Below are 14,080 nucleotides of genomic sequence, written 5' to 3' on the forward strand. Positions count from 1 at the left end.
CATGCTTGTTAATATTGGATTTGGAAATATTGTTTCTCTGTCAAGAATAATAGCAATTGTAAATCCAGGGTCTTCTCCCATGAAGCGAATGAAGGATGAAGCTAAAAAGAGAGGTAAGCTCATAGATGCAACCGAAGGCAGAAAAACTCGTGCAATAATAATTACTGACAGTGACCATGTAATACTTAGTGCTCTTCAGGTTGAAACGATAATGCAGAGAATAAATGATACGAAGAGGACCGAAGATGAAAACCCATAAGAGCGGTATTATTTTTGTAATTTCTGCTCCTTCAGGTACGGGTAAGACTACCATATGCGAAGGATTATTGAAAACTTTGGACGATTTAAAAATGAGCGTTTCCCATACAACGAGAAAACCAAGAACAGGCGAAAAGACAGGAGTAGACTATCACTTTGTCGATGAGCAAACTTTTCATAAGATGATAGAAAATGATGAGTTTGTCGAATGGGCAGAAGTTTATGGTAATTTCTATGGAACTTCAAAAAGGGCAATAAACGATATTTTAAACGGTGGACATGATGTTTTGCTCGACATAGACATTCAGGGAGCTAAAAATATTAAAAGAATTTATCCAGAAAGCGTGCTTATATTTATCCTGCCTCCCTCTATTTATGAATTAGAACAAAGGTTGATAAACAGAAAAGAGGACAGGGAGATTATAAGAAAACGTTTAAGTAAAACCGTCGAGGAAATTTCTCAATATGAGCTATATGACTATGTTGTGATAAATGATAATCTTGAAAGGGTTATAAAGGAAATTTTGAGTATAATCACAGCGGAAAGACTTAAAACCACGAGAATTAATAAAGATTTTATAAATAACTTAATTATGGAGGGAAAAAATGGAGAAAAAAGAAAAAACACTTGACATCATATCACAGCCTATAGAGTTAGACAGACAGAAAATTGACAGCAGATACAGGCTTGCTCTAATAGCTGCCCAAAGAGCCGCTGAGCTTTCTTTAGGTGCAATGCCTTTAATTGAAAAAAGGGCGAAGAAAGTTACCACTTCAGCGCTAATTGAAGTTCTTTCTGGAAAGATAAATTATATCACCGGCGATGAAGCTATTAAAGCTAAAGAAAAGATAGAAAAAATTGACATTAAGAAGATGCTTGAGGAGAAGAGAAAGGCTATTCCAGACCTTTCGGAGCTTGAAAAAGACCTTAAAGTTTATCTGCACGGCAAAGAGTCAGCCGAAAAGATGCTTGAAGATCTTTTTACAGAAAACTCAGAAAATACAGAAGAATAGCGAAAGGGCACTGCCTTGCTTAAAAACAAAACTGTTGCATTAGGCATTACGGGAAGTATCGCTGCCTACAAAGTATTTGAGCTAATCAAAAAATTTAAAGACGCAGGTGCTGATGTAATTCCCGTAATGACAGAAAAGGCAACCTACTTTGTAACACCTTTGAGCTTACAGATTGCAAGCAACAGTAAGGTTTTTATTGATATGTTTGAGTCTCCTCTTGCCCACATACAGTTAGCTCAAAAAGCAGATTTATTTTTAATAGCGCCTGCAACGGCTAATTTTATAAATAAATATGCCACTGGTATTGCCGATGACTTACTTTTAACTGCCTTACTTGCTTTCAGAGGGGCTGTTATAATTGCGCCTGCCATGAACTGGAGGATGTATGAAGCTCCACAACTTCAGAAAAACATTGATTATCTTAAAAGTATTGGCGTTACTTTTGTAGAGCCCGAAGAAGGCTCTCTGGCCTGCGGTGAGGAAGGAAAGGGAAGATTGGCATCAATAGATAGAATTTTTGAAGTATCTTGCAGTATATTATCCCAAAAGGACTTAGGGCATGAGACAATATTGATAACAGCAGGTCCCACAAGACAATACATAGACCCTATCAGATTTATAACAAATAAATCCTCAGGGAAAATGGGTTATGCCCTTGCTAAAATAGCAAAAAGGAGAGGAGCTAAGGTTAAGTTAATTAGTGGACCCACAAGCATTTCTCCACCATTTGTCGATGAGTTTGTAAGCGTTGAGACAACACAAGAAATGCTGAAAGCAGTGAAAGAAAGAATAGAAGATGTTACAACTTTAATAATGGCTGCAGCTCCGCTTGACTTTGAGCCAGATGAAGTATTTACCGAAAAAATTGATAAAAAAAAGATAAAATCAATATCTTTGAGGCTTTGTCCTGATATTTTAAAAGAAATTAGCAAACTCAAGAAAAAAACCTTTACAGTTGGTTTTGCTGCTGAGTGGGGTTTCAATATTGAAAGGGCGAAGAGAAAATTAATGGACAAATCGCTCGATATGATAGTTCTGAATGATATTTCTGGATATGAGGTAGGAATGGGGTCTGAGGACAATCAAATAATAATTATTTACAAAGAGGGTAAAAAATTCACTCAACATAAGACACCTTTACTTTCAAAGGAAGAGATTGCCCATATAATTCTCTCTAAGATTACGGAGTTAAAAATTGTCTGACCTTTTCCTGAATCGAAGAAAAAAGGTCTTAGAGCACGCTCTCTTAAATTCTGATGCTTTTTTGCTTACGAATCGTAAAAATATCAGATATCTTACAGGCTTTAATGGAAGTTTTGCCTTGGCTTTGTTTACAAGCAGTGATAACATTCTTTTGGTTGACTTCCGTTACAGAGAACAAGCGAAAAAAGAGACCGAGATGCAAGTAGTAGAATTCAAAAATACATGGCTCGATGCACTAAAAAAAATAATTTCTCAGAGAAAAATCAAAAGGCTGTCCTTTGAGTCAACCTTATCTTATGAGACTTTTGCTCTCCTTTCAAAGCTAAAAAGAGTAGAACTCTCACCTCTTAGCCATTTAGTTGAAAAGACCAGGGCATTAAAGGACAGAGAGGAGATTGAATATATAAAAGTAGCAGTAAAAAGAGCAGAAGAGGCATTTTTGTCTGTAAGACCGTATATCAAAGAAGGCATTAGTGAGAGAGAAATTGCCATTATGCTTGAACATGAAATAAGAAAGCAAGGTGCCGATGAGTTGCCTTTCCCTGTTATTGTAGCTTCTGGTGAAAATTCTTCTATGCCCCATTGGAGAAACTCTGAAAGAATCCTAAGAAAAGGAGATTTTATTTTAATTGATTGGGGTGCTGAGTATAAAGGCTACTATTCAGACATGACAAGAACATTTGTTTTAGGAAAACCTTCGGATAAACAAAAGCATATTTATGAAATAGTAAACAATGCCCGATTAGAAGCAATAAAGGCTATTCGGCAGGATAAAAAAGCAAAAAAAATTGACGCAAAGGCAAGAAATTTGATAAAACAATCTGGTTATGGTGAAAACTTTGGTCATGCCACAGGTCATGGGATAGGTATGGATGTGCATGAATTTCCTAAGATAAGCGTTAACTCCGAGGATATCATTAAGCCTGGAATGGTTTTTACAATTGAGCCGGGAATCTATATTGAAGGATTTGGAGGTGTAAGAATCGAGGATATGGTGCTGGTAAAAGAAGACACAATAGAAATATTGACAAGTCTTCCAAGAGATTTACAAATTTTATAGGAGGTGCCAATTGATATCAACAACTGATTTTAAGAAGGGTTTAAAAATTGAATACAAAGGAGAACCTTATGAAATAATTGATTTCCAACACGTAAAAATGCAACAGAGAGCTCCGATTGTAAGGACAAAGATAAAAAATCTCAAAACTGGTAGGGTGCTTGAAGAAAATTTTTCAGCCGGTGAAAAATTTGAAAAGCCACAGCTCGAGGAAAAGCAGATGCAGTATCTATACTCTCAAGGAGATTCTTACGTATTTATGGATATGGAGTCTTATGACCAGGTTTCTATTCCAAAAGAAAGAATGGGAGAGGCTATCTACTACATAAAAGAAGAAATGCTCGTAGATGTAATTTATTACAAAGGGGAACCACTTGTGATTGAACCTCCAATGTTTGTTGAATTAAGAGTAGAAGAAACAGAACCAGCATTCAGAGGGGATACAGCTTCGGGCGGTGCCAAGCCTGCTAAGCTTGAAACCGGACTTATCGTAAAAGTGCCTTTTCATATTCAGAGCGGAGATTTGTTAAAAATAGATACTCGGACAGGTGAATACATAGAAAAGGTAAAGGAGTAAAAGATGGAGCTTGAGCAGATAAAGGAAATAATATCTTTCTTAAAAGATACGGATATAACAGAGCTAAATATAGAGAAAGAAGGCTTTAAGATAAAAATAAAGCGGGGTTATATCTACGGTCCTCTCGAAGTTGCAAGAACAACAAGGGTAGCTGAGGAAACTCCAAGAGAGAGTCGTCCTTCTGAAAGCTTCATAGAACAAGAGGAGACCCTTCATACCGTCATTTCTCCTCTGGTAGGAACTTTCTACAGAAGCCCTTCTCCTGATTCTCCTCCCTTTGTAGAGGTAGGAACAAGAGTTGAAAAAGGCCAAGTTCTTTGTATAATTGAAGCAATGAAGATAATGAACGAGATTGAGAGTGAAGTCTCCGGAGTTATTAAAAAAATATTAGTAGAAAATGGGCAACCAGTAGAATACGGAGAGCCTCTCTTCCTAATTGAGGTAGCCTAAATGGAGTTGTTTAGGAAAATTTTAATTGCCAACAGAGGTGAAATAGCAGTTAGAGTAATTCGGGCTTGCAGAGAACTTGGTATAAAGACTGTTGCTGTATACTCAGAGGCTGACAGAGATTCTCTCCATGTTAAGTTAGCAGACGAGGCTGTATGTATCGGTCCCCCTTCGCCAGCCCATAGTTATTTAAATATAACAGCCATATTATCTGCCGCTGACATCACTGATGCAGAGGCCATACATCCCGGTTATGGTTTTCTTTCAGAGAATGCCCAGTTTGCAGAGGCCTGTGTAAACTCGGGCATAACCTTCATAGGACCTACTCCAGAAAACATAAGAATAGGAGGAGATAAAGCTAAAGCAAGGCAGATATTGAAGAGAAAAGGCATTCCTGTTGTGCCTGGAAGTGACGGGCCTGTGACTTCAGAGGAGGCTTGTATAAAAATTATAAAGAAAATAGGTCTTCCAGTCATATTTAAAGCCTCTGCGGGTGGAGGCGGAAGAGGTATGAGAATAGTAAACGACGAAAAAGACATAGAACAGACTTTTTTTATGGCTCAGAGAGAAGCTCTTGCAGCTTTTGGAAATGGAGAACTATATATTGAAAAATATTTTCCAAAGGTTAGACATATTGAAATACAAATTCTTGCCGATAGGCAGGGAAATATAATTCATCTTGGCGAGAGAGATTGTAGTATTCAGAGAAGACATCAAAAACTTATTGAAGAAGCACCCTCTCCAGCTTTGACAGAAAAATTGAGAAAAAAAATCGGTGAGTATGCCGTAAAAGCTGCGAAAGCCCTTAAATACAGAAATGCAGGCACTTTTGAGTTTATCGTAGATGATGAACTTAATCCTTATTTTATAGAGATAAATACTCGTGTGCAGGTAGAACATCCTGTTACTGAGGAAATAACAGATATTGATATAATCAAAGAACAAATAAAAATTGCAAAAGGTTATCCCTTAAGCTTCAAACAATCACAAATAAGATTTAAAGGTCATGCAATTGAATGCCGTATCAATGCTGAAGACCCTGAAAAATTTACTCCTTCTCCGGGAATTTTAGAGTTCATTCATTTTCCCGGTGGTCCGGGCATAAGGGTAGACAGTTTTCTTTATCAGGGATGCAAGATATCTCCCTACTATGACTCTCTTGTTGCTAAAATTATTGCTAAAGGTTCAACAAGATTAGAGGCAATAGATAGAATGAGAAGAGCATTAGAGGAGATGAGCGTGAGGGGAATAAAAACTAATATCCCTTTCTTTCTTAAAGTCTTGCAACATCCGGATTTTATAAAAGGAAAATTTTTCACTGATTTTGTTCTTCAAATGCAAAATAATGATAAAAGCTGACATTCCTTCCGTATGTCTAATCATCTCATCAAGGGAAATTCCACAGAAACTTGAAACGGCACTTATCTCAGGAATTAAATGGATTCAGTACAGAGAAAAAGAGCTTCCAAGAAAAGAAATTTTGAAAAATGCCATTTTAGCAAGAGATTTGACAGTCAAGTATGGGTGCCTCTTGACTGTAAATGATTATGTTGATATAGCTATTGCAGTCGAAGCCGACGGAGTTCACCTTGGACAAGAGGACATTCCCTTAGAAGTTGCAAAAAAAATTTTTAATGGCATAATTGGAATATCCACTCATAATTTAGAAGAGGCTGTTGAAGCTGAAAAAAACGGAGCAGACTACATAGGATTTGGGCCTGTATTTGCCACAAAAACAAAAAAAAATGCTCTTGCACCGAGAGATATCAATATGGTATCCTTTATCTGTAAAAAAATTAGTATTCCTGTAATTCTAATAGGTGGAATAAGAGGAGAAAGTTTGAATTTTCTTTATGAAAAAGGTTGTAGATATGTGGCGGTTAGTTCGGGAATATTGGATGGTGATATGGCCAGAAACATAGAGGAATTTTTAAAATTTTTCGAGTCCATAAATGAAACAAAATATTGCTAACATAGTAGCTAACATATGTGAGAATAAAAACACAGGAATGTTAACAATAACATTTGCTTCAGAGAAAAACTTATTTAAAATTTACTTCAAAAATGGAGAGATTTATCATCTATCTTTTGGATTTAAAAAAGGTTTAGAGTGTTTAAATGAGATAAACGAAAGAGAGCCGATTTCTTATAATTTTATTCCCGACGTAACTATTGATATAAGTAGTGGTAACCTTTCAACTGAAAAAATAGTCGAAAACTTAAATAAGATAAACAAATATATATCCTCTGAAGAAGGGGCAACAATAAAATCCTCGGATTTTGAAAAAGTAAAAGAAGCAATAAAAACAGCTTTAATAAGACAGATAGGACCTATTGGAGGGAAAATACTTGAAAAATATATCAGAGAAAAATGGGTTCCTGCAAATCCTCCCACTAAGGAGGATTTTTTAAAACTTGCTAATCTTCTAATAGAAGAAATAGAAGACACTCAGTCAAGAAAAGAATTTTTTGATGAGATAAATAAAATTTTGGAGGTACATAAATGAAGATTGAATTAGGATTAAGAGCAGGTGTGGCAATTCCAATAATATCAATTTTGCTTATAGGCATGGGTATTCTGTTGGTTTTTAATTACTTTACGCAGGTGAATATTCTGAAAGAAGAAGAGAAGAGAAGCATTGAAACAGCTGTTAATACAACACAAGCTCTACTTCAAAAAGCTACTGCCAATTATCTTCAGATGTCTGCTTTGGTAGCGAGATTGCCAGAAGTTCAGGAACTCGTCTCTAAAAAGGACAGAAATCGTTTGATTGACAGGTTCCTACCGGCCTTTACCTATCTAAAAGAAGAACATGGTTTGGCTCAATTTCAGTTTCATTTGCCTCCTGCGGTGTCTCTTGTTAGACTCCACGAACTTACTCTGTATGGAGATGATTTGTCAACCTTCCGTGGCACAATTATGCAGACCTACATGACCAAAAAGCCTACAACAGGTTTAGAAGCTGGTGTAGGAGGAATAGGATTAAGAGCAGTTGAACCAATAATCTATAAAGGGACATATGTTGGAAGTGTCGAGTTTGGTGGAGGTTTGGCTCAGGAGCTTAAGGCAATCAAACAGGCGATAATTGGTGACGTGGGAGTAATTGTTCATAAGGAATCTTTAGCAGAATGGGTTGGACTTAAAGATGTAAGATATAAATTTGGTGATTGGATTCCGGTGGCCTCAACTTTACAAGATTTGAGAGGTTATGTTAACGAAAATGCTATAAAAAGAGCCTCTCAGTCTAAAGAAAAGTATTACAAAGAGGACATTACTATTGGCGACAAGGAGTACTCAGTGGTTTATACTCCATTGAAAGATTTTTCTGGTAAAAACATAGGTTTCATATACATAGTTAAGGAGAAAATTCTCAGCCAGTTAGAAATTTTCAGAATTTTAGGAATAAATGTTTTGGCTTATATTGTAATGCTTGTAGTCATGGCTTTCTTAATAGGTTATGGTATGAACAAATTTGTAATAAATCCTATTATTGCACTGACTAAAGCTGCCGACGAGATATCGATGGGTAAAACTTCCCAAAAAATCGAGATAACCAATGCCAGAGGAGAGATTGCAGTTCTTGTAAAGGCTATAGAAAGAATGAGAATAACAATGAAAAAGCTTCTGGAATAGGAGAAAAAAATGACAAAAGGCAAAATATTAGTCATTGATGATAGTCCTCTTGTCAGAAAACTTGCAGAAGTTTCTCTGCAGGAGAAGGGCTATGAGGTATACACTTCAGCAGATGGCGAGGATGGGTTAAAATTAGCTGAGGAGATAAGACCAGACCTTATTTTAGTTGACTTCATAATGCCTAAAATGACAGGTTCTCAATTTTGTAAATCCCTTCGAGAAAATAATGACCTTAAGGATACACCTGTAATCTTAATAACAGGAAAAGGCGAGACAGTAGGTCAGACCTTCATAGAAAAATATGGAGTAATAGATTATTTTATAAAACCCTTTAAGTCTGAAGATTTAATAGACAAGGTTGAATCTACGCTTAATAAAATAACAGAAACTCCCTATAAGGAAGTTGTTATGGAAAGTGGTGCAATAGAAAGCTTGCAGAAGGAGACAATAGAAGAGGAAGTTGAATCTAAAGCATTCGACGAACTGCTTGCCTCATTTGAACCACCTAAGACGGAAGAGTTAATTTTTACCGAAGAGAAAGAAGATACGGCAATATTAAAGGATGAAGAATCAATCAAAGAGGAGATATCTATTTCTCTTACAGAGGATATTCTGTCGAGTTTTGAGAAAAAAGAGACAGAAAAATTTGAATTTAAAGAACCACCCCAATTAGAGATTACCGAAGATTTGCCAGAAATAAACGAGATTGTCGGAGTAGACCAAAAAACAGAGGAAGTAGAAGCCCCAACTTTTTATACAGAGGATATTTCTTTAGAGAATATTATTACTACACAGCAGACCATATCAGAAACAATAGAGGATGAAATATCTATACCTCAAGAACAGTTAGAGGAGAAAAAAGAGGAGCCAATAGAAGTCCATAAGGATGTAAAACCTTCTTTACCTCAGCCTGATTTTAATGAACTTTTTTTGAAGTTCACAGCCTACTTAGATAGCTCATTGGAAGCCCTACTTAAAAAATATGGAGTGATTAAAGAACCATCAACTATTCTTTCGGGTAATTTAAGATTTTTCTCTATCTATGAAATATTCTCTTTAATAAGTTCGAAAAGCTTGAGTGGTCTGTTCTTAGTGTTTGATAAAGGTAATACCTTCGAATTCTTATTTTTAGAGGGAAAAATTGTATACGGAGTTTCCTCTTTACAAAAGTATAAAATGGGTGGTAAAGTATTCAGTGAAATCTCACAGGGGGATATTAAGAGTATGCTTTCAGAAAGCATACAGGAGCTAAAGAGTAATAAAAGTGGAAGCTTCATTTTTGAATTAAACAGTTTTGATACCCTTACTTTCACAAACAGAGAACGGTATGATTTTAGAGAGTTTTTTAGTTAAATATCAAAATGGTATAATATAAACACTCTTGCAAAGGAGATAGATGATATGCCAAAGGTTCTGGTAGCTGAAGATTCACTTACAGATGCTAAATATATTGAATCAATCCTTTCTGAACAGGGATATGATATTGTTTTTGCAAGAGATGGAGAAGAAGCGGAAAATATCCTGAATAGTGATAATTTTGACTTAGTTATATTAGATGTGGTCATGCCTAAGAAAAGCGGTTTTCAGGTGTGCAGGGAAATTAAGAAAAATGAAAAAACAAAGGATATTCCGGTAATTCTTGTGACCTCGAAAAAAGAGGAAGCCGATAAATACTGGGGAAAACTGCAAGGTGCAGATGAATATGTTACAAAGCCTTTTGAACCGATAGATTTATTAGTGGCGATAAGAAAATGTCTGAAGAAATAAAAAAAGAAAAATTTTACTGTGTATTTGGTATTGGAGAGAGAGAGTTTCTAATTCCAAAAGATAGTGTTGTTCAAATTCTTGATATAACACGTATATTCCCAATTCCTGGCTCACCTGACTATATTGTTGGGGCTTTACCAGTAAGAGGAAAGATAATCCCGGCCATAGATTTAGCAAAAATCTTTAACATCGAAAGACTCGGATATTCGGACAATAAACTTTTAGTTGTTGAGGCAAAGGGAGAAAAATTGGGGATATTGTCAGATATAACTCCTTTTTTTGTTAGTTTTGATCCAGACATAGTTGTTGAAGATTTCATTGACCCTGACAAATTATTTGATCAATTAAAGGTTAACTCCAAGAAAAATTCTGAAAAAAGCAATGCTTAGTAATTCAGAACTAATTCGCTACTTCCTTTTAGAGGCGGAAGACTATGTTAACACTCTTGTCGAAGGAGTTGAAGAATTAGAATCTAAAGGATTTGATAAAGAGACCGTAGAATCCCTTTTCAGAGCAACGCATACACTTAAAGGCTCTGCATCTATTGTAAAACTTGAAAAAATTACTCTCCTCGCTCATAAACTTGAAGCCCTCTTTGAAGCTTTACTGAATAAAGAAATAGAGTATGAAGATACTTTTTTAGGCTATATTAAGAAAGTTATCAATTCAATTGTAAATTTGATAAACGAAGTTTCAACCTTTGGAGTTGAGAAATCAGAGTTAGACAAAGAGCTTGTAGATATTATCGATGATATTTTAGAGAAAAAGGAGATTCCCCTTAAAAGTGAGATTGCTTCTACTATAGAGGTTTTGCCGGTTACCAATACCGTAAGAATAGACCTTGAATTAATTGAAAACATTTTGACTTCACTTGGTGAAATCCGTGTTCAGAAAAATACACTTACAGACAAAGAGAGGGAATTATTAGAAATTATTGAAGAAATCTCACATAGTGGAAAACGTCTTTTGAAGGAAATCACAGATTTTTCTGATAGATATTGGTTATCTGCCCATGAATCGGGACAAAAGGTTACAGACTCTTTTTTCACAGACTTCGGAGACCTTCAGTTTGACCGCTATGATGAATATCACATATTACTGAGGAAAGTTCAAGAGATTACAAATGATATATCAGAAAGCATGAAGTCTCTTTTAAGTTTTTCTGAAAATTTATCTCTAAGTTTTAAATCTATTAGCAGAGAGATTAATTATCTTAAAGACAATCTTGTAGAAATAAGAATGATTCCGGCAGGTAAACTTCTACACAGACTTGCAGAGGCAACAAGAGATATTGCAGAGAAGGCAGGAAAAATCGTTGAAGTTGAGATTAGAGGAGCAGAAATAAAGGTTGACAAGCCTGTTTTTGATTCTCTTTATGAGCCAATAATTCACATAATAAGAAACGCTATTCAACACGGTATTGAATTACCTGAGGAGAGAATTGAGAAAGGCAAAGAAAAAACAGGAAAGGTTAAAATTGAATTTGCTAAAGAAGGGAAAAATATAAATATCGAAATTAAAGATGACGGCAGAGGAATAGATTTGGAAAAGGTAAAAGAAACTGCTATTGAAAGAGGAATAATTTCATCAGACCGAATACCCTATCTAACTCGCGAAGAGATACTCTCATTTATTTTTGCTCCCGGCTTTTCTACTTCTGAACAAACAGATTACCTAAGTGGCAGGGGCATGGGGCTTAATATCGTTAAAACAGCTATCTCGAAACTCAAAGGAACAATAGAGGTATTTTCTGAGAGTGATAAAGAAACAACTTTTAGAATAAAGATACCTCAATCACTTAGCATCTCCACTTTACTGGTGTTCCGTTCTTCAAAACTTGAATATGCCGTTCCAATAAATTATGTTGAGGAGATTCTTTCCCTTGAGGATTTTCCTGATGCTGTAAAAGAAAAGATAATAAATCATAAAAATCGTAGTATTCAAGTGAAGTTATTTTCTGAAATTTTCTTCTCATCTAATGGAAAAAAACTTGAGAAAGGTTACATAATTATATTTAATTTTTCTGGAATTAGAAGAGGTCTTGTGGTTGAGGAAGTTCTTGGTCATGAAGAAACTACAATTAATAGCTTTGGGAAGTTTCTTGAAGGTCTAACTCAGTATCTTGGATATTTTATTTCAGGAAAGGGTATCCCTCGATATGTAATTGACCCTCTCAAGATATACGAAGAAGAATTTGTTTTAACCCCCTCTTATGCTGCATTTATAGAGCCTATTAGTTATAAAGGTGCTGTTCTGGTTGTTGATGACTCAATCAGTGTGAGAAAGTCTTTACAGAATATTTTAGAATCTAAGAAAATAAGAGTTTATACTGCAAAAGATGGAAATGAAGCACTTAACGTCTTAGAAAATAAAAATGTTGACCTAATAATTACAGATTTAGAAATGCCGATAATGCACGGTTATGAACTCATAACAAGAATTAGAAAAGACCCAAGATATAGAGACCTGCCAATTGTTGTTCTTACCTCTCGTGGTACTAAAAAGCACGAAGAAAAAGCATTATCTCTTGGCGCTGATGGGTATATAGTAAAACCATTTGATGACAAAACTATCTCTCAATTACTAATAAAATTTGAACTGATTAAGGATACTTTTTAAACCTTAAATCTCTCCGAAGAAACAACCAATTCTTTTGATGTCTCTGCAAGAGATTGTGACAGCTTAGTAAGCTCATCTGTAATTTTTGCAGTGCTTTCTATAACTTCTTTGACGCCATGAATTGAGTTAACTTCTGTATCTGTAATTTCTTTCTGTTTTAAGGCTGATTCGTTAATTTCAATGATAATCTGGCCTATTTTCTTTATGATAGAATCTATTTTTTCAAAAATTTCTGTTGTCTGAGCAACCATATTTGTTCCTGCCTCCACATAGCTTGTTTCTTCTTCAAGATTTCTTGTGACAGCTGTTGCTTCTTCCTGAATTCCTGTAATAATATCGGCGATATTTTGAGAAGACTTTGCCGTTTTCTCTGAAAGAGTTCTTATCTCTTCTGCTATTACTACAAAGCCTTTTCCTCCTTCTCCTGCTCTCGCTGCTTCAATAGAAGCGTTAAGGGCTAAAAGATTTGTTCTATTTGCAATTTCGCTGATTAATGTAGAGATTGTTCCGATCTCCATTATTTTCTCTCCGAGAAGCTTCATCCTTCTATTTATTCCCTGAACGGCTGTTCTTATTAATTGCATGCTATTTATTGTTTCTGTAACAATTTCATTTCCTTTTAATATAGCCTCAAGGGCTTCTCTTGAGACATCGGTGGCAAAATTGGTTTTATCACTTGTTTGTGTTGCAAGAGAGGCAGCTTCTTCAATTAAGTATGCTACTTTCTCAATCTCTTGTCTTTCTATCTCAGCACCTTTCTGGAGTTTTTGAATAATGTCGTTAAGGACGATACTTTTTTCACCTATATCTTCTGCTGAATTTTTAACTTCCTTTACAAGTTCGCTTAATCCATCAGCCATTAAATTGAATGCATCGGCCATTGAACCAAACACATCGGGAGTAACTTCTGCTCTCTTTGTGAGGTCTCCTTCGGAAGCAGCGGTCATTATCTGTAAAAATTTAATAACATTAGTTTGCATCTCTCTTTTTTCTTCTTCTGTTTGAATTACCGTTGATAATCTATCCATCATCTGATTAAAGGCGTCGGCAATTTTTTCAAATTCGTCTCCTGTTTTCAGTTTAATTCTTTTTTCAAAGTTACCAGCTCTAATTGCCTCTATAGCTTCTTCCATAACTGATAGAGGATTTATAACCTGTTTTCTAAACCAGAAAACATTGGCTGTAGATATTGCTATTAGAGCTATAGCAAAGATTATAAGAACAGGCATAAATTTTATAAGACTTGCCATTAATCCGATTTGTTTTACTATAAATTCTTCGCCGTAAATCTGATAACCTGTAATTATAAGTCCTGCGAGAAGAATTATGGTTGAAATTAAGATAGAGAAGTTGAAGATGACTAAAAATTTTCTATAAAGGCCTGTAGGTTGTTTTCTTTTAATAATTTCCGCCGTTTTTTTCTGTTTCTTTTCGGTCATAAAAAACCTCCAAAATTAATTGAGATTATAAAATATGTAAGAAATTATATAAAATTGTCAATATT

At 35.3% G+C, this 14,080-nt stretch carries 15 protein-coding genes and 1 pseudogene; 15 read left to right on the forward strand and 1 reads right to left on the reverse strand.

Going from position 1 to position 14,080, the window contains the following annotated elements:
- Position 1: 1 nt before the first annotated feature.
- The 15 genes and pseudogenes from ACZ430_RS08075 to ACZ430_RS08145 all read left to right on the forward strand — a co-directional run bounded on the left by ACZ430_RS08075 (position 2) and on the right by ACZ430_RS08145 (position 12,576).
- Positions 2–259: a DUF370 domain-containing protein gene (locus ACZ430_RS08075; protein WP_297210500.1), complete on the forward strand. Its 258-nt coding sequence runs from the start codon at positions 2–4 to the stop codon at positions 257–259.
- On the forward strand, positions 246–890 hold the full coding sequence (gene gmk, locus ACZ430_RS08080; RefSeq protein ID WP_297210503.1) for a guanylate kinase: 645 nt from the start codon (positions 246–248) through the stop codon (positions 888–890). The genes ACZ430_RS08075 and gmk overlap by 14 nt, the downstream gene beginning before the upstream one ends.
- Positions 865–1,272 (forward strand): DNA-directed RNA polymerase subunit omega, encoded by a 408-nt coding sequence (gene rpoZ / locus ACZ430_RS08085; protein ID WP_297210506.1) that lies wholly within the window; start codon positions 865–867, stop codon positions 1,270–1,272. Before gmk ends, rpoZ begins: the two co-directional genes overlap by 26 nt.
- A 15-nt stretch (positions 1,273–1,287) precedes the next feature.
- Positions 1,288–2,475, forward strand: coding sequence for a bifunctional phosphopantothenoylcysteine decarboxylase/phosphopantothenate--cysteine ligase CoaBC (gene coaBC / locus ACZ430_RS08090; protein WP_297210510.1), 1,188 nt, complete (start codon positions 1,288–1,290; stop codon positions 2,473–2,475).
- Complete coding sequence (locus ACZ430_RS08095) at positions 2,468–3,535, forward strand: M24 family metallopeptidase (RefSeq protein WP_464910517.1); 1,068 nt, start codon at positions 2,468–2,470, stop codon at positions 3,533–3,535. Before coaBC ends, ACZ430_RS08095 begins: the two co-directional genes overlap by 8 nt.
- A gap of 10 nt (positions 3,536–3,545) precedes the next feature.
- On the forward strand, positions 3,546–4,109 hold the full coding sequence (gene efp, locus ACZ430_RS08100; RefSeq protein WP_297210514.1) for an elongation factor P: 564 nt from the start codon (positions 3,546–3,548) through the stop codon (positions 4,107–4,109).
- Positions 4,110–4,559, forward strand: a pseudogene (accB, locus tag ACZ430_RS08105) (acetyl-CoA carboxylase biotin carboxyl carrier protein); the annotation flags it as partial. It lies immediately after the preceding gene.
- A 6-nt stretch (positions 4,560–4,565) separates the two neighbouring features.
- Positions 4,566–5,915, forward strand: coding sequence for an acetyl-CoA carboxylase biotin carboxylase subunit (accC, locus tag ACZ430_RS08110; RefSeq protein ID WP_464910775.1), 1,350 nt, complete (start codon positions 4,566–4,568; stop codon positions 5,913–5,915).
- Positions 5,902–6,528 (forward strand): thiamine phosphate synthase, encoded by a 627-nt coding sequence (gene thiE / locus ACZ430_RS08115; protein ID WP_464910518.1) that lies wholly within the window; start codon positions 5,902–5,904, stop codon positions 6,526–6,528. The genes accC and thiE overlap by 14 nt, the downstream gene beginning before the upstream one ends.
- Complete coding sequence (locus ACZ430_RS08120; protein WP_464910519.1) at positions 6,509–7,063, forward strand: DUF8082 domain-containing protein; 555 nt, start codon at positions 6,509–6,511, stop codon at positions 7,061–7,063. Before thiE ends, ACZ430_RS08120 begins: the two co-directional genes overlap by 20 nt.
- The gene (locus tag ACZ430_RS08125; RefSeq protein WP_339944448.1) at positions 7,060–8,190 is read left to right on the forward strand and encodes a cache domain-containing protein; all 1,131 of its coding nucleotides are present in this window, start codon (positions 7,060–7,062) and stop codon (positions 8,188–8,190) included. Before ACZ430_RS08120 ends, ACZ430_RS08125 begins: the two co-directional genes overlap by 4 nt.
- A gap of 9 nt (positions 8,191–8,199) precedes the next feature.
- Positions 8,200–9,543, forward strand: coding sequence for a response regulator (locus tag ACZ430_RS08130; protein WP_339944450.1), 1,344 nt, complete (start codon positions 8,200–8,202; stop codon positions 9,541–9,543).
- A 48-nt stretch (positions 9,544–9,591) separates the two neighbouring features.
- Complete coding sequence (locus ACZ430_RS08135) at positions 9,592–9,957, forward strand: response regulator (protein WP_464910520.1); 366 nt, start codon at positions 9,592–9,594, stop codon at positions 9,955–9,957.
- Entirely contained in the window at positions 9,942–10,346 is a 405-nt protein-coding gene (locus tag ACZ430_RS08140; protein WP_297210533.1) for a chemotaxis protein CheW, read from the forward strand. The genes ACZ430_RS08135 and ACZ430_RS08140 overlap by 16 nt, the downstream gene beginning before the upstream one ends.
- Positions 10,339–12,576: a response regulator gene (locus ACZ430_RS08145; protein WP_464910521.1), complete on the forward strand. Its 2,238-nt coding sequence runs from the start codon at positions 10,339–10,341 to the stop codon at positions 12,574–12,576. Before ACZ430_RS08140 ends, ACZ430_RS08145 begins: the two co-directional genes overlap by 8 nt.
- On the opposite strand, the gene ACZ430_RS08150 is transcribed toward ACZ430_RS08145, so the two are convergent.
- Positions 12,573–14,015: a methyl-accepting chemotaxis protein gene (locus ACZ430_RS08150; protein WP_297210539.1), complete on the reverse strand. Its 1,443-nt coding sequence runs from the start codon at positions 14,013–14,015 to the stop codon at positions 12,573–12,575. The two genes, ACZ430_RS08145 and ACZ430_RS08150, sit on opposite strands and share 4 nt — an antisense overlap.
- Between the last annotated feature and the right edge of the window lie 65 nt (positions 14,016–14,080).

It is taken from the genome of Thermodesulfovibrio sp. TK500a (assembly GCF_055381765.1).